Source organism: Mycobacteroides sp. LB1, assembly GCF_013449725.1.
Lineage (GTDB): Bacteria > Actinomycetota > Actinomycetes > Mycobacteriales > Mycobacteriaceae > Mycobacterium.
The window spans coordinates 1,940,717-1,956,737 of record NZ_JACCFF010000001.1 but is presented as its reverse complement, the minus strand read 5'-3'; the positions used below and the strand labels follow the sequence as shown (position 1 = coordinate 1,956,737).

Here is a 16,021-nt window from a genome sequence, read left to right as displayed (position 1 = left end):
CGCTTATGCATACTGGTGGTGTGCGCTTTCAGCTTCTCGACATTGTCTTCTACCTACCAAACCCCACGACGGGGGCGTTGACGCCCGCCGCCGACCGACTGAACCGCGTGGTCGAGACTGCGGTACTGGCCGAGAGCCTGGGCTTCGACTCCTTCGCGGTCGGGGAACGGCATGCGGGAGACGTGCTCTCCTCGGCTCCGACCGTGCTGCTGGGTGCGCTGGCCGCCGCCACCGACCGAATCCTGTTATCGACCGGCGTTACGGTGCTGTCCCTGCTGGACCCGGTGCGCGCCGCCGAGGACTTCGCCACCATCGACCAGCTGAGCCGCGGTCGCCTGGAGATCGTCATCGGGAAGGGCAATGAGGACCGGCAGTACCCGTTGATGGGACTCGATATCGCCAAGCAGTACGAGTACCTGCAGGAGAACTACGAGCTATTGCGTCGACTCCTTCGTGAGGAACACGTCGACTGGACGGGGGTGCACCGGCATCCGCTTACCGACGCCACCACGCTGCCCCGGCCGTACGACGGACCGTTCCGGATCTGGCATGGGTCGGCGACCTCGACGTTCGCCGTCGAACTCGCCGCCAAGTGGGGTGACCCGATCGTCACCGCAAATGCCCTGCAGCCCAAGGAGAACTACAAGGTTCTCATCGACAGGTATCGCGAGCTTTACGCGGAGAACGGGCACGACCCGGCGCAGCTGTACGTGGGCGCAGGATCGGGTGGCCTCTATCTGGCAGATACAACCGAACAGGCCATCGCGCAGTACCGGCCGATCTACGAGGCCAGGCTGGCGCAGATGGCCAAGCTCAAGGACCATCCGAAGGCCGTCGGCAAGTTTCCGTCCTTCGAATCCATCGAGGACGCGGCCGATCGGGGGCCGGTGCTGGCCGGATCGCCGGAACGGGTGGCCGAGAAGATCGTGGAGTGGCATGACGCCTTCGGTCACGAGTTCCAATCGATCTCGCTGAGTCCCGAGGCCGATTTCGAGGAACAGAAGGACACCCTGCACCGATTCGCCGAAGAGGTTGTCCCGTTGGTGCGAGCAGAGGTTACGTCGACGCTGTGGGGCTCGCGGGACACACTGCGGGCCAAGGGACTTACCGCGTCCTGAGCCCAAGCCTCACCGAAGAGCGCGCCGGTTGCGGCCGACTGTGCGGCAATCCGATTTGGCACGCCATAGTGGCGCTGACGGGCTCGTTCTTGCCCAAAACTAGAACATGTTCTAACGTCGAGCGAAGTGGCTGATCGGCGACTATTCACTGAGGAGTGCGATGCCTGATCTCTTTGACCCGCTGCACGGGTCGATCAACTCCGGGCACCTGCTGGTTGCTGCCCTGAAAAAGAATGCGAGCGTGCCCGCGCTGGTACTCGGGGATGTGACCCTCACCGGCGCCCAGATGGCCGATGAGATCAGCAGGTACATCCAGGCTTTCACTTCGCTGGTGCCCGATCCGACTGACGGTCAGGGCATGCTGGCGCTCAACCGCCCCGAGGTGTTATTGGTGATCGGGGCCGGGCAGCTGCTGGGCACCCGACGCACCGCGCTGCACCCGCTCGGGTCCCTCGATGACCATGCCTATGTGCTGGCCGATGCCAAGATCACCACGATCGTCATCGACCCGACGCCGCAGTTCGTGGAGCGTGCCGCCGCATTGGTGGAGAAGGTGCCGACGCTGACCCGAGTGCTGACGCTCGGGCCCGTTCCGGCGGAACTGGCCGGGGTGGGGCACGACTTGGTTGCCGTGGCTGCGGGCTTTGCGGCGAAGCCGCTGGTGCCGATCAACCTGTCACCCGAACACATCAACGGGCTCACCTACACGGGTGGGACGACAGGTAAGCCCAAGGGCGTCATCGGAACCTCGCAGTCGATTCTCACCATGACGCAGATCCAGCTGGCCGAGTGGGAGTGGCCTGAGCGCCCCAAATTCCTGATGTGCACCCCGCTTTCACATGCCGGGGCCGCGTTCTTCATGCCGACCCTGATGAAGGGTGGGTCGATGGTGGTGGTGCCGAAGTTCGATGCGGGTGCCGTCCTGCAGGCGATCGAAGAGCACAAGATCACCGCCACCATGCTGGTGCCCTCGATGATCTACGCGCTGATGGACCATCCGGATTCACACACCCGCGACCTGTCCTCGCTGCAGACCGTCTACTACGGCGCCTCGGCCATCAACCCGGTGCGGCTGGCGGAGGCCATCGAGCGTTTCGGACCGATCTTCGCGCAGTACTTCGGCCAGTCCGAGGCGCCCATGGTGATCAGCTACCTGGCCAAGGGCGATCACGATGCCAAGCGGCTCTCCAGCTGCGGCAGGCCCTCGGCATTCCTGCGCACCGCGCTGCTCGGCGAGAACGACCAGCCGGTGAAGCAGGGTGAGCCCGGCGAGATCTGTGTGGCGGGGCCCTTGGTGGCAGGCGGTTATTGGGAACTGCCCGAGCAGACGGCCGACACCTTCAAGAACGGCTGGCTGCGCACCGGCGATATCGCGCGCGAGGATGAGGACGGCTTCTGGTTCATCGTCGACCGGACCAAGGACATGATCGTCACCGGTGGTTTCAACGTCTTCCCGCGCGAGGTGGAGGACGTTGTCGCCGAACATCCGTCGGTCGCGCAGGTCGGGGTCATCGGGGTGCCCGACGAGAAGTGGGGTGAAGCGGTGACGGCGATCGTGGTGCTGCGCGCCGATGCCGACCGTAGCGGTGGCGCGGTCTCCAAGATGACGTCCGAGATTCAGGCCGCGGTGAAGGATCGCAAGGGCTCGGTGCAGTCGCCCAAGCACGTGATCGTCGCCGAGTCGCTGCCGTTGACCGCGCTGGGAAAGCTGGACAAGAAGGCCCTGCGTCAGAAGTACGCGGCGGTCTAGCTTCCCTCCGCTCCCGAGAGAAGGTTCCGCGCGCTGGAGTGGATGAACTCGCGAAGCCATGGTGCGGGCTCGCCCCTATCGGGTAGATGCCGGCGTATCGCGGCATACGGCATGTCGATCAGTGTGAACACCATCTTGTCGAGCAGCTCGTGAGTCACCGCCTCGAAGCGACGTTCGGCGTACTCGCGTAATGCCTTTCGCACCCGAGAGTTCAGCGACGTGAGCTCGGCTGCGAGGGTATCGGGCCAGTGGGCGACCAGATCGGCCTTCTCGTACTGGAGTAGCAGCAGTGCCTCGTTGCGGTTCTGCTGGGTCCAGTCGAAGGCGTGATCGATCGTCGCCGCCAGTGCGTCGTCGGGGTCGGGCATCGCGAGCGCAGCAAGTATCCCGTCCTGGTAGCGCGTGATGGACCGCAGCCAGAGGCGGGCCACGAGCTCATCCCGGCTGGCGAACCGGTGGTACACCGAACCTGAGGGTGCGCCCAGGACCTTCCCGACGGCGGCCGCGGTGGCAGCCGACGGCCCACCCGAAGCCACCAAGCTCAGGGCCGCATCGAGGATGTCGTCCGCGGTGTACTGCGGCTTACGCCCCACGGCGCCGGACCATGCTCGTGCCCTGGGCGACCGCGACCAGCTTGGTGTGCCCGTCGTGATCCTCGACGGAGATCTCGCAGCGGCCGAGCGCCTTGGTGCGACCCGAGCTCACCAGGGATGCGTCGGCGAGCAGACGCAGACCGTCGCGCGCGGGGGCCACGTACTCAATGGTGTATCCGCTGGTCACGATGTCCCCGCCCAGGCCAAGGGCGCAGGCGTAGGTGATCGCGTTATCGGCGAGGTAACTCAGCACCCCGCCGTGAATGAACCCGCTCTGCTGCCGCAGCTCGTCGCGGATGTCGAGCGAGAGCTGAATTCCGGACTCATCGAGCCGGCTGATGGAGGCGCCCAGGAGGCGACTGAATGGCTGCGCATCGAGCACCTGTCGGGCCTGATCCAGGGTGATCACAATATTAGAGAGTAGTCGCTAATAATTGCACGAGCCAGCGTGCATATGATGAAGATGCAGCTGGTCTGCTGGTATCGGTTTCGGCCGATGCCAGCATCGAGTGAAGCGCCGCCCAACAGGGCTGTTCGGCACGAGAGGGAACCCGGTGAGAATCCGGGACTGTCCCGCAGCGGTATGCAGGAACGAACGCCGTCTTAAGCACTGGGGAAGCACTAAGGAAGCCCCGGGAAGCGACGGCCCGTAGGAAAACCTGAGCCCGGGTAACGCCTGTAAGTCCGAAGACCTGCCAGCCGTGCCGGGTGCGCCGCACCCGGCGGATCATCGCTTCGCGGAATGGGCGTATGACCGAATCGGTTTCACCGAACAGATATCTGTTGCGGTGGGCCCGTGCTCGGTTCTTTCGTCCCCTGGCGGTGGCCACCCCGCTGTTGATGAAGGACTAGAAATGACGGATCAACCATCTGCGGCTTTTACCGCAACCACGCTCGGTTCGGCGCGCATCGGCCCACGCCGTGAGCTCAAACGGGCTACCGAAAGCTACTGGGCCGGACGCACCAGCCGCGAAGAGCTCGAGAAGATCGCCGCCGGGCTGCGGCGCGACAACTGGGCCGCACTCGCCGCCGCCGGTCTCGATTCCGTGCCGGTCAACACGTTCTCCTATTACGACCAGGTACTCGACACCGCGGTGCTGCTAGGCGCATTGCCGCCCCGTGTCGCGGGCATCGCAGACGACCTCGATCGGTACTTCGCCGCCGCGCGCGGCAATGACGAGGTGACACCGCTGGAAATGACGAAGTGGTTCGACACCAACTACCACTACCTGGTGCCGGAGATCGGGCCCGACACCCGATTCGAGCTGAACCCCGCCAAGTTGTTCAGCGAGCTGAAAGAGGCTCAGGCGCTGGGTATTCCGGCACGTCCGGTAGTTGTTGGGCCGATCACCTTCCTCGCGCTGAGCAAGGCCGTCGATGGTGCCGCCGCGACCATCGAGCGTCTCGATGAGGTGGTGTCGCTGTACGAGCAGCTGCTGGTGCAGCTTGCCGAGGCCGGGGTCACCTGGGTTCAGATCGACGAGCCGGTGCTCGTCACCGACATCCTGCCGAACGGCCCGGAACTGGCCGAGCGGGTGTATGGCCGCCTCGGTACGGTTGCCGATCGCCCCGCGATCTTGGTGGCCACCTACTTCGGTGACCTTGGGGCGGCCCTGCCCGCCCTGGCCCGCACACCGATCGAGGCGATCGGCGTCGACCTGGTCTACGGGTCGGCGGCGGGTGTGGCATCGGTTCCGGAACTCGCTGGAAAGACCGTTGTGGCAGGCGTTGTCGACGGCCGAAACATCTGGCGCACCAATCTCGAGTCGGCGCTGGGCACACTGGCGACCCTGCTGGGATCAGCGGGTGCGGTAGCAGTTTCTACATCGTGCTCGACGTTGCATGTGCCGTACTCGCTGGAGCCGGAGACCGAACTCGATGACCAGCTGCGCAGCTGGTTGGCCTTCGCCGAGGAGAAGGTCAAGGAAGTCGTCGTGCTGGCGCGGGCACTGAGCGAGGGGCGCGACGCTGTTGCCGCGGAGTTCGCGGCATCGAACGCTGCCGTCGAGTCACGGAAGACGGACCCGCGCCTGAACAACGGACAGATCCGTGCGCGGCTGGATTCGATTCTGGCGGCTGGTGTTTCACGCGGCGATGCCGCAGAGCGCCGGCGTAGCCAGGACGAGCGGCTGAAGCTTCCCGAGCTGCCGACCACCACCATCGGGTCGTTCCCGCAGACCACGGAAATCCGGGTGGCGCGCGCGGCATTGACCAAGGGCGAGATCGACGAGGTGGAGTACGTGCGGCGTATGCGCGGCGAGGTTGCCGATGTCATTGCGCTGCAGGAGAAGCTGGGCCTGGACGTGCTGGTGCACGGCGAGCCGGAACGCAATGACATGGTGCAGTACTTCGCCGAGCAGCTCGACGGCTTCTTCGCCACCCAGAACGGTTGGGTCCAGTCGTATGGCAGCCGCTGCGTACGCCCGCCGATCCTGTACGGCGATGTGGCACGGCAGAACCCGATGACTGTTGAGTGGGCAACCTACGCACAGTCGCTGACCGCCAAGTATGTCAAGGGCATGCTGACCGGGCCGGTGACGATCCTGGCGTGGTCCTTCGTCCGCGACGATCAGCCGTTGGCGGACACGGCGAATCAGATCGCCCTGGCGATTCGGGACGAGACGGTGGACCTGCAGGGCGCCGGAATCGCCATCATCCAGGTGGACGAGCCTGCGCTGCGCGAGCTGCTGCCGTTGCGCACGGCGGACAAGCCCGCATACCTGGACTGGGCAGTCGGCGCGTTCCGGCTTTCCACCTCGGGCGTGTCCGACGCGACACAGATCCACACGCACCTGTGCTACTCGGAGTTCGGCGAGGTGATCGGTGCGATTGCCGACCTAGACGCCGACGTCACCTCGATCGAGGCCGCCCGCTCGCATATGGAGGTGCTCGACGATCTCAATGCGATCGGATTCTCCAACAGCGTCGGCCCGGGCGTGTACGACATCCACTCGCCCCGGGTTCCGACCAGCGAGGAGATGACGGCTTCGCTCCGCGAGGCACTGAAGGCCGTTCCAGCCCAGCGCCTTTGGGTGAACCCGGACTGCGGTTTAAAGACCCGGAAGGTTGACGAGGTGACTGCCTCGCTGGCCAACCTGGTGGCCGCCGCTGTCGAGGCGCGGTCCGGCGTCTAGATCTCGATTGCTGCGACCAGTCCCCCGCAGGAGCCCCCTGCGGGGGACTGGTCGCGTGCGAGATTTATTGGTGTATAAACCATTAGCGAGCCAAATCGGAGGTACCTGGTGTCGATGAATACCGTTGCATTGGAACTGGTGCCGCCCAACGTCGATGGCGGCCTCGGCAAGGCGTCGGAAGAGCTGCGGAAACTGTCCAGTTTCTCGGCGGAGTTCGGCATTGACGGGCGCATCGACCACGTGATGATCCCCTCGATGATCCTCGAGGACGCCGATCGACCGCTCGAGATGAAGCCGAAGCTGGATGTCGCCGACTATTGGTCGATCATCCGATCAGAGCTACCCACAATGCGGGGACTGTGCACGCAGGTCACTTCCTTTTCGGATGAGACGTCGTTACGGAGCCGACTTGCAGGCCTGACGGAAGCCGGGATGGACGGCGTGATTTTCGTCGGTGTGCCGCGGACCATGAGCGACGGCGAAGGGTCGGGTATTCCACCGACCGATGCGTTGTCGAAGTTCGACGACATCATCGAGAACAGGGGAGTGATTCTGATTCCCACCCGCAGCGGGGAACAGGGTCGCTTTTCGTTCAAATGCGATAAAGGCGCCACCTTCGCGATGACCCAACTGCTGTATTCCGATGCGGTGGTTGGCTTCCTACAAGAGTTCACGCGGACGAGCGACTACCGGCCGGAGGTTCTGCTTTCGTTCGGTTTCGTCCCGAAGTTGGAGTCGAAGGTCGGACTCATTGATTGGCTGATCCAGGATCCCGGCAATGAAGCCGTCGCGCGCGAACAGGCCTTCGTCAAGTCGCTGGCTGCCTGCGAACCTGATGCCAGACGGCCACAGCTCGTCGACCTTTACAAACGTGTCGTCGACGGGGTCGCAGACCTCGGCTTCCCCTTAAGCGTGCACTTCGAAGCACCGTACGGTCTTGCCAGGCCGGCCTTCGAAACATTCTCAGAGATGCTGGGGTACTGGTCACCAGCGCTCTAAGCGCTGTGGAAGCGGTGCGGTGGCGTGGAATTCCGTTGACCGTGATCGAGTCCGTGATCGAGACTCGTCGTATGGAACCCGTTGAGTTGCGGACAGAACGGCTGTTGTTGCGCCTCGTCACCGCGGCCGACGAGGCCGCCCTCGCACAGGCATGCAGCGATCCGCTGATCGCGCGATACGTCCCGGTGCCTTCGCCATACACCTCGCAGGACGCGCAGCGGTTCGTTGCGGCATCCGCCGCCGGGTGGGCCGACGATGTGCAGTACGGTCTCGGTTTCTACCTGGCGGACTCGGGATTGTTGGCCGGAACTTGTGTGCTCAAGTGTGTGGAGCGCGGGGTTGTGGACCTTGGCTATTGGGCAGCCCCGGCTCACCGGCGTAGGGGACTCACGGTCGAGGCGGCGAGACGACTGTGCCAGTGGGGTTTTGACGAGCTGGATATCCACCGTATCGAGTGGTGGGCCGTCGTCGGGAACACCGGCTCACGCGCCGTCGCGGAGTCAATGGGTTTCCAGGTTGAGGGGCTGCTGCGCCGACGGGCGTATCAGGCTGGGGAACCGGCCGATTGGTGGGTAGGCGGATTACTGTCGCGGCCCGCGTAGGTGAGTCACGAGCCTCGGTGAGCAGACGCTTGTTGTACGCGCGACCGGCGATATGTGTACAACAAGCGTCTGCTCGCGACGAGAACTTACGACGCCAGGGAGCGTTGCGGCTTCCCTGAGTACTCGCTCAGCGGTCGGATCAAAGCATTCGCTGCGGCCTGCTCCATGATGTGCGCGGTCCAGCCCGTGATCCGGCTCATCACGAAGATCGGTGTGAAGCAGGGGATATCGAAGCCCATCAGGTAGTAGGCAGGCCCGGTCGGGAAGTCCAGATTGGGCTTGATGCCCGTCGCCGCGTCCATCTCGGATTCCAGCACCTTGTAGATCTCTAGCCACTTGCGCCCGTCACGAACCCGGGCCACGTCCTCAAGTGCGGCACGCATCGTAGGTACCCGTGAGTCGCCGTTCTTGTACACGCGATGCCCGAAGCCCATGACCTTCTCTTTGCGGGACCGCTTACCTTCCAACCAACCTGCAGCCTTGGCGGCGTCACCGATCTCGATCATGTCGTGCATGACGGCCTCATTGGCGCCACCATGCAGGGAGCCCTTGAGTGCACCGATCGCCGCGGTGACCGCACTGTAGATATCGGACTGTGTCGAGGTCACCACGCGAGCGGCGAAGGTCGAGGCGTTGAAGCTGTGCTCGGCGTACAGGATCATCGACTGTTCGAACGCCGTGACGATCACCGGGTCCGGCACCTCGCCAAAGCACATCCGCAGGAAGTTCGCCGAGTAGCCGAGGTGGCTGTGTGGCTGAATCGGGTCCAGTCCGCGCCGCCGGCGCATATCGGCGGCGACGATGGTCGGCAGCACGGCGAACATGCGGAGCGACTTGGCGTAGTTGGCATCTGGTGTGCTGTCGTCCTCCGACGGATCCTCGGCACCCAGGACACTGATGGCGGTACGCACCACGTCCATCGGATGGCAGGTCTCGGGCAACTTGGCCAGCAGAGACATCAACGAACGGTCTAGTCGACGTTGCGCGCGCTCCCGTTGGGAGAACAGGCCCAACTCTCCCTCGTTGGGCAGCTCGCCGTGCCACAGCAGGTAGGCAACCTGCTCAAAGCTGCACTTGGCGGCCAGATCCTGCACCGGATATCCCCGGTACGTGAGCGAGTTGGTCTCGGGCACCACCTTTGAGATGGCGGTGGTGTCCACCACGACACCGGCAAGTCCCTTGTGAATGGTCGGGGTTGCGGTAGTCATCGGGCTCCTCCTCCATTGAGGCTGAAATTGAAGATCTCGGTGTCGAATTGGTTGTATTCGGAATAGCGGAGCAGTTCGTACAGGCGGCTGCGGTGCTGCATTTGGTTCAGCAAGCCCGACTGTGTTCCGGCCGTATCGATTTCACGTAGCCCCTGCTCGACCGCGAACATTGCCAGCCGCAGGGTGGTGACGGGATAGATGACGACGTTGTACCCGACCTCGCGGAGCTGCTCGGCGGTCACCAGTTCGGACTTTCCGAACTCGGTCATGTTGGCGAGCAGCGGAACGTCGACTGCGGCACGGAAGGTCTCGAACTGACCGATATCGTTGAGGGCCTCCGTGAAGATGAGATCCGCACCCGCATCGGCATAGGCCTTGGCGCGCTCGATTGCCGCGGGCAACCCCTCGATACCCGCAGCATCGGTGCGGGCGCAGATCACGAAATTGGGGTCGCGGCGGGCCGAAACCGCAGCCCGCAGCCGCCGGACCATCTCGGGGGTCTCCACGACCGCCTTGCCGTCAAGGTGCCCGCACCGCTTCGGATTTACCTGATCCTCGAAATGGCAGCCGGACAGCCCGGCGTCTTCGAGCACGGTGACCGTGCGGGCGGCACTCATCGGCTCGCCGAAACCGGTGTCGGCGTCGATAAGTGTCGGCAGGTCGGTCATCGAGGCGATCTGCCTGCCACGTCCCGATACCTCGGTGAGAGTCGTCAATCCGATATCGGGCAGTGCCAGATCGGCAGACAGCACCGCCCCCGACACATACACACCTTCGAAGCCGATTTCCTGAATCAGCTTGGCCACCAGCGGAGAAAATGCGCCCGGAAAGCGCAGCAGTTCACCGGAGGTCAGGCCCTGACGGAACGCGGCGCGCTTGGTCGCCGCATCCGTGGCAGAGGCAAGGAGTGAGCTCACTTGAAGATGCCCTCCGGAGTGGTGGGTGCCTTATCGAGGACCACGGCATCCACGAGCGGGTTGAGCGCACCGAGCGATCCGGCCTTCAGGCCGATCAATCCCTGTGCCACGGAAAGGAATCGATCCTGCTCATGCTGCTCGATGACACCGTCGGACAACCCGGTGAACTTGTTGATGTAGTTCTCCCGGGCGAACGGGCGTGCCCCAAGCGGGTGCGCATCGGCGATCGCGAGTTCATCGGTGATCACCTCGCCGTTCTTAAGCGTCACCACGGCCTTGCAGCCGAAAGCCTTTTCGTCCGGGTTGGCCGAGTGGTAACGCCGGGTCCACTCGGGATCCTCGACGGTGCTGATCTTGCGCCACAGCTCGATGGTCTCGGGGCGGTGCGCGCGCTCCGGGGCGTACGACCGCTCGTGATGCCAGGTGCCGTCCTCCAGCGCGACGGCGAAGATGTACATGACCGAGTGGTCGAGTGTCTCGCGAGAAGCGTCCGGGTCGAACTTCTGCGGATCATTGGAACCGGTACCGATCACCACGTGTGTGTGGTGGCTCGTGTGCAGCACGATCGTCGCGATCTGCTCCAGATCTCCGATCCGGTCGCGCAACCTACGGGCCAAGTCAATCGGTGCCTGGCTCTGATACTCGGCCGAATGCTCCTTGGTGTAACTGTCCAGGATCGCGCGCTTTTCCTCACCGGGACCGGGCAGCGGCACCTCGTAGACACGCTCCGGACCGCCGAGCATCCAGGCGATGACGCCGTCCTCACCTTCCCAGATCGGGGAGGGTGCGCCTTCACCGCGCATGGCGCGATCGACGGCCTCGATGGCGACCTTGCCGGCCCACGCTGGGGCGTAGGCCTTCCAGCTGGAGATGAGTCCCTTGCGTGACTGTCGAGTCGCCGTGGTCAGGTGCAGGGCTTGACCGATGGCCTGATAGATCGTCTCGGTGTCGAGCTTCAGCATGGTGCCCAGACCGGCGGCCACCGAGGGCCCGAGGTGTGCGACGTGGTCAATCTTATGCTCGTGCAGACAGATTCCGCGGGTGAGGTTGATCTGGGTCTCGTATGCGGTGGCCAGACCGCGAATGAGGTCGTTGCCGCCGATGCCGAGCTGCTGGGCCACGGCCACCAATGGCGGAATGTTGTCTCCGGGGTGTGAGTAGTCGGCGGCGAGGAAGGTGTCGTGGAAGTCCAGCTCACGTACGGCGACGCCATTAGCCCAGGCAGCCCACTCGGCCGAGTAGCCACCGCTGACGCCGAAGACGTTCGCACCTCGCCCACCGGAAGACACCGCATGCGCCTGCGCTTGGCGGCGCGCGACTGTGACGGGACGACGGATGGCCGAGGCGGCGCTGACGGCGGCGTTGTCGATAATCCGGTTGATGACCATCGCCTCGGTATCGGCGGGAACGGCGACGGGATCGGAAGCGACTTCGGCGATCTTCCAGGCGAGGTGTTGGTCGCGGGGGAAGTCATCGGCGCTGCGGCGGGTGTGTACGGAGTGAACGTCCATGATCCGCACGTTACGCAGGCTTTCGAAGGATCAAAAGACCATGTAGATGCGTATTTCTGTATCCTTAGTTCGCGCATCTTGCAAACATTGCGAATATGTAGAGGGTTATCCTCACCTCATGTCCAGACCGTTCGCCGGAGCGCGGTTGCGGAGGTTGCGCGAGGAGCGTGGCCTGACGCAAGCGGCGCTCGCGCGTGTCCTGGACTTATCGACCAGCTATGTGAATCAGCTGGAGAACGATGCGCGTCCGGTGACGGTTGCGGTACTGCTGCGGCTCACCGAACGGTTCGACTTGTCGCCGCACTACTTCTCGCCGGACTCCGACGCCCGGCTGGTCGCGGATCTCGGCGAGATCTTCACCGAGGCGGCGGTGGGCGAGATCAGCGATCTACAGCTCGAAGAACTTGTCGCCCGGATGCCCTCGGTCGGTCAAACGCTGGTTGGCATGCACCGCAGGCTGCGGGATGTCACTGCGGAGCTGGAGAGCTACCGAGCCACCGAGAACGCGGCCACAACCGGCGAATCGATACGAGAACCACTGCGTCCCATGCCGTTCGAGGAAGTCCGCGACCTCTTCTACGACCACAAAAACTATCTGGGTGAGCTCGACACCGCCGCCGAGGATTTGTTCGAGCATTACGGGCTGCACATCGGCGGGCTCGACGTCCAGCTGGCGGCGGTGCTCAAGCAGGACCACGGCATCGCCGTCACTGTGGATAAGGCTGGGGCACTATCAGATTCGGCGAAGCGTCGTTTCGACCAGGAGACCGGGGTGCTGCGCATCGCGCACTGGCTCACCCCCGGTCAGCGGGCCTTCCAGATGGCGACCCAGCTGGCACTGCTGACGCAGACGGAGACCATGGCGGCGATCCTCTCCGGCGCCGAGCAACTGAGCCCGGAGGCGGTTGGCGTTGCCCGTATCGGGTTGGCCAACTACTTCGCGGGCGCATTTCTGTTGCCGTACAAACAGTTCCATCACGAAGCCGAAGCGGTACGCTATGACATCGACCTGCTGGCCCGCCGCTACGAAGTGGGGTTCGAGACGGTGTGTCACCGGCTGTCCACGCTTCAGCGGCCCTCGAGCCGCGGGGTGCCGTTCATCCTGGTCCGCACCGATCAGGCTGGCAACATCTCGAAGAGACAGTCAGCCACGGCATTTCACTTCTCTCGGGTTGGCGGAAACTGCCCGCTGTGGGTGATTCACAACGCCTTCTCGCAACCCGGTCAGTTCGTGACACAGGTCGCCGAGATGCCAGACGGTCGCCTGTACTTTTGGATTGCCCGGACGACGACGACGGCGACGGGTGGATTTCTCAGCACACCAAAATCATTCGCGATCGGTCTGGGATGCGATATCGCCCACGCGAATCGTCTCGTGTACTCGACTGGAATCGCGATTGACGATCCGTCGACCGCCGTGCCGATCGGACCAGGGTGCAAGGTATGCGTGCGCGAGTCGTGCACCCAGCGAGCGTTTCCCTACATTGGCCGCAGCGTCCACGTCGACGAGGATGCCAGCAGCCGCCTGCCTTACACCTGATCGTTGTGCCGCAGCACCGTTGGCGCGGCGGCGATCAGTGCGACCAGCTGGATCACCCCGACCACCGCGATGAGCATGGGAATCGATACTCCGTACAGGTAACCCGTCAGTGCCCCGCCGATCGCGGTCGCCGTACCGAGCACGGCCGCGTACACCCCGTAGGCGGTGGCCCGGCGAGCCGACGGGACGAGATCTGCGACCACGGCACGCAGGGTGGATTCCTGAATCCCGACGGCGGTGCCCCACAACAGCGCACCGAGCACGATGCCCGGCAACGAGTCTGTGAACGCCAGCATCGGCACAATAGCCCCGATAATGGGTAACACGACAAGGGTTTTGGGTCCGATCCGGTCGTATGTCCAGCCGGAGAAGAGGGCCGACACGGCGGCGGCGGCCATGGCGACTGCGTACACCAACGGCACCGTGGCGGGCGCGAGCACGCCTTGCTGAACCATATGGAAGGACAGCACGCCAAAGGTCGCGAACCCGGAAACGGTGATTCCGGAGAATCCCGCATACAGCCAAAACCTCACCGGAAGTCCGAGTTTCTGACGCACGGCCGGTGCGCCGTGCACATGCCCGGCGTCCTCATATCGCTCGGGATGAGGTACCCGTCTACGCAACCAGAACAGCAGGGCAAGTGCCGCGGCGCCCGGAATGGCCAGCACGGCGAACGTCGGCAGATAGTTCCCTTGAGTGACGGTGAGCATGCCGGCCACCACGAGTGGGCCGGTGACGGCGCCGACTTGGTCCATCGCTTCGTGTACCGCGAAACCCTTGCCGCGACCGGTGACTGAGGTGGCGTGGGATAGCAGGGTGTCCTTGGCAGGGCTGCGCACCGCCTTGCCCACGCGTTCGGCGATGACCAGAGTGGCGGCCACCCACAGCACGCTGGCCATCCCCAGGAACGGGACCGTGATCACGGTCAGCGCGTAACCGGCGATGGTCCACGACCAGAACATGCGGGTGCGGTCCGTGAGGGGGCCCGATACCAGTCGCAGCGCCAGGGCGGCGGCCTCACCTATTCCCGTCACCACCCCGACGACGAAGGCAGTAGCCCCGAGCGATGCCAGCAGTGGTCCGGTGATGGAGCGGGCGCCCTCATAGACGATATCGGCGAACATGCTGATGACGCCGAAGGTGGTGATGAAGCGCCAAGCTGAAAGACGTTGTGGCACAGTCTGTGAATCTAGCCGATCCACTGTTTTACTTGCTCGGCGATCCATCCGCCGTCGTCGAGGGGAATGTCGTGTCCGGCGGTGGGATGGACTGCAATGGGTGCGTCAAACCGTTTGGAGATCGTGCGTGATGCCGAGGAACTCACGAGCCGATCGTGAGTCGAGGTCAGGACCAGCAGCGGAGTGTCGATGTGGGTCGGCATCCGGAAGGTGACGGCGGCGGTGATCTGGCGGCCGATGCTGGCGCTCGACGGTCGCTGGGTCTGCAGGTACCCCGCCCACCTCTGTGAGAGTGCATCGAGATCAAGATCGCTGTTGTTGGCGGTCTGTGCCAGGATCGCGCGCTCGCGAGGGACGTCGGCGCGGAATCGTCCGAATATCAGGTTAGGTATCGACGATGGGCGGAACCGCTGCCATATCGGAGTGGAGGCGGTGCTCGAATTGATGATCACTGCGCGCTCGAATTCTCCGGGATAGCGCGCGCACCAATCGAGTCCGATCATGCCGCCGAGAGATATCGAGAGCAGCGACCAATCGTCGTTCCCGCGGTCGAGACGGGACCGGATGTCGTCGGTGATCGACGAGATACTTGCGGGCGAGGTGCGGTCGAACTCGGTGCCGAACCCCGGCGCATCCAGGCAGTCCACCTGAACACCAAGCGATTCGGCGAAGATCTGCGGGAACTGTTCCCAGTGGCGCTTCTCGCGGCTCAGGCCGCGTAGTAGCAGCCACCGTGTCATCGTTTGATGCCTACCGTGATCCAGTCAACGGTGATGAACGGCGGTGTGACGGGACGGTTGACCGGGCGTTGCAGTGCCACGTCAAATCCCGCACCCTCAAACAGCGCCCGCATTTCCACGGGGGTGGGCATATTGGCGGGTACACGGTTGAGCAGCAGATTGTGCAACCCGGGTAGGCGTCGCTGACTAGGGCTTAGCGTGGCGACAGCCGCGAAGCCGCTGGGTGCAAGCACCCGGTGGAATTCTGCTAGCGCGGCAGGCTGGTCGAAGAAGTGGAATGCAGACGTCGACAGCACGGCGTCCAACGCCCCATCATCGAAGGGAAGATGTTCGGCCGGAGCAGTCAACCATTCGACGCGTCCGGAGCGGGCCTTTGCCTGCGCCAGCATGCCTTCGGACATGTCCACGCCGTACACTTTCTCCGGTGCCAGCTGGTCTGCGATCCGGGAGGCAAGAATGCCTGTGCCGCAAGCTATGTCCACAATCTGCCGCGAGCCGTGCTCGCGGAGCTGATTGATCATCTCGTCCTGCGGGGGGCTGTACACCCATTGCTGGAGCGGGCCCCAGTCGTAGGCCTTGGCGGCCAGACTCCAGAACCGGGTGACGTAATCGTTGAAAGCTCGCCGTTGAACCGCGGATGAGCCGCTTGCGCGAAGACCAGCAGGGGTGGATGAGCCGCTCGGGCGAAGACCATCAGCTGTCGTCATGGGCACAACGTACGCGAGCGGTGG

14 protein-coding genes and 1 riboswitch are annotated in these 16,021 nt (G+C 64.0%); of the genes, 6 read left to right on the top strand and 8 right to left on the bottom strand.

What is annotated here, in order from left to right; genetic code table 11:
* Nucleotides 1-20 precede the first annotated feature (20 nt).
* Nucleotides 21-1,118 (top strand): LLM class flavin-dependent oxidoreductase, encoded by a 1,098-nt coding sequence (locus tag MLB1_RS09485; protein WP_180749387.1) that lies wholly within the window; start codon nucleotides 21-23, stop codon nucleotides 1,116-1,118.
* Between the two features lie 160 nt (nucleotides 1,119-1,278).
* Nucleotides 1,279-2,868, top strand: a complete 1,590-nt coding sequence (gene fadD8 / locus MLB1_RS09480; RefSeq protein ID WP_180749386.1) for a fatty-acid--CoA ligase FadD8 — start codon at nucleotides 1,279-1,281, stop codon at nucleotides 2,866-2,868.
* On the opposite strand, the gene MLB1_RS09475 is transcribed toward fadD8, so the two are convergent.
* Nucleotides 2,865-3,461, bottom strand: a complete 597-nt coding sequence (locus MLB1_RS09475; protein ID WP_180749385.1) for a TetR/AcrR family transcriptional regulator — start codon at nucleotides 3,459-3,461, stop codon at nucleotides 2,865-2,867. The genes fadD8 and MLB1_RS09475 overlap by 4 nt on opposite strands.
* Nucleotides 3,451-3,870 (bottom strand): PaaI family thioesterase, encoded by a 420-nt coding sequence (locus MLB1_RS09470; protein WP_180749384.1) that lies wholly within the window; start codon nucleotides 3,868-3,870, stop codon nucleotides 3,451-3,453. Before MLB1_RS09470 ends, MLB1_RS09475 begins: the two co-directional genes overlap by 11 nt.
* Nucleotides 3,871-3,938: 68 nt before the next feature.
* Nucleotides 3,939-4,176: riboswitch (cobalamin riboswitch) on the top strand.
* A gap of 139 nt (nucleotides 4,177-4,315) precedes the next feature.
* Here MLB1_RS09470 and metE point away from each other — a divergent pair.
* The 3 genes from metE (at nucleotide 4,316) to MLB1_RS09455 (ending at nucleotide 8,196) form a co-directional block, all read left to right on the top strand.
* On the top strand, nucleotides 4,316-6,595 hold the full coding sequence (gene metE, locus MLB1_RS09465) for a 5-methyltetrahydropteroyltriglutamate--homocysteine S-methyltransferase (RefSeq protein WP_180749383.1): 2,280 nt from the start codon (nucleotides 4,316-4,318) through the stop codon (nucleotides 6,593-6,595).
* A 108-nt stretch (nucleotides 6,596-6,703) separates the two neighbouring features.
* Complete coding sequence (locus MLB1_RS09460; protein WP_180749382.1) at nucleotides 6,704-7,594, top strand: mycobacterial-type methylenetetrahydrofolate reductase; 891 nt, start codon at nucleotides 6,704-6,706, stop codon at nucleotides 7,592-7,594.
* A 71-nt stretch (nucleotides 7,595-7,665) separates the two neighbouring features.
* Nucleotides 7,666-8,196 carry a GNAT family N-acetyltransferase gene (locus MLB1_RS09455; RefSeq protein ID WP_180749381.1) on the top strand — a complete coding sequence of 177 codons (531 nt, stop codon included), beginning with the start codon at nucleotides 7,666-7,668 and terminating at the stop codon, nucleotides 8,194-8,196.
* A gap of 86 nt (nucleotides 8,197-8,282) precedes the next feature.
* Here MLB1_RS09455 and MLB1_RS09450 read toward each other — a convergent pair whose 3' ends face one another.
* The 3 genes from MLB1_RS09450 to prpD are packed head-to-tail and all read right to left on the bottom strand — an operon-like array spanning nucleotide 8,283 to nucleotide 11,832.
* Entirely contained in the window at nucleotides 8,283-9,404 is a 1,122-nt protein-coding gene (locus tag MLB1_RS09450) for a bifunctional 2-methylcitrate synthase/citrate synthase (RefSeq protein WP_180749380.1), read from the bottom strand.
* On the bottom strand, nucleotides 9,401-10,321 hold the full coding sequence (gene prpB / locus MLB1_RS09445; protein ID WP_180749379.1) for a methylisocitrate lyase: 921 nt from the start codon (nucleotides 10,319-10,321) through the stop codon (nucleotides 9,401-9,403). Before prpB ends, MLB1_RS09450 begins: the two co-directional genes overlap by 4 nt.
* Nucleotides 10,318-11,832 (bottom strand): 2-methylcitrate dehydratase PrpD, encoded by a 1,515-nt coding sequence (gene prpD / locus MLB1_RS09440; RefSeq protein WP_180749378.1) that lies wholly within the window; start codon nucleotides 11,830-11,832, stop codon nucleotides 10,318-10,320. The genes prpB and prpD overlap by 4 nt, the downstream gene beginning before the upstream one ends.
* A 118-nt stretch (nucleotides 11,833-11,950) precedes the next feature.
* On the opposite strand from prpD, the gene MLB1_RS09435 reads away from it, so the two are divergent.
* Nucleotides 11,951-13,372 (top strand): short-chain fatty acyl-CoA regulator family protein, encoded by a 1,422-nt coding sequence (locus MLB1_RS09435; RefSeq protein ID WP_180749377.1) that lies wholly within the window; start codon nucleotides 11,951-11,953, stop codon nucleotides 13,370-13,372.
* Here the strand turns inward: MLB1_RS09435 and MLB1_RS09430 are convergent.
* The 3 genes from MLB1_RS09430 to MLB1_RS09420 are packed head-to-tail and all read right to left on the bottom strand — an operon-like array spanning nucleotide 13,363 to nucleotide 16,003.
* Nucleotides 13,363-14,598 carry an MFS transporter gene (locus MLB1_RS09430; protein ID WP_219602609.1) on the bottom strand — a complete coding sequence of 412 codons (1,236 nt, stop codon included), beginning with the start codon at nucleotides 14,596-14,598 and terminating at the stop codon, nucleotides 13,363-13,365. The two genes, MLB1_RS09435 and MLB1_RS09430, sit on opposite strands and share 10 nt — an antisense overlap.
* Nucleotides 14,562-15,290, bottom strand: coding sequence for an alpha/beta fold hydrolase (locus tag MLB1_RS09425; protein ID WP_180749375.1), 729 nt, complete (start codon nucleotides 15,288-15,290; stop codon nucleotides 14,562-14,564). Before MLB1_RS09425 ends, MLB1_RS09430 begins: the two co-directional genes overlap by 37 nt.
* Entirely contained in the window at nucleotides 15,287-16,003 is a 717-nt protein-coding gene (locus MLB1_RS09420; RefSeq protein ID WP_371750579.1) for a class I SAM-dependent methyltransferase, read from the bottom strand. Before MLB1_RS09420 ends, MLB1_RS09425 begins: the two co-directional genes overlap by 4 nt.
* Nucleotides 16,004-16,021 lie beyond the last annotated feature (18 nt).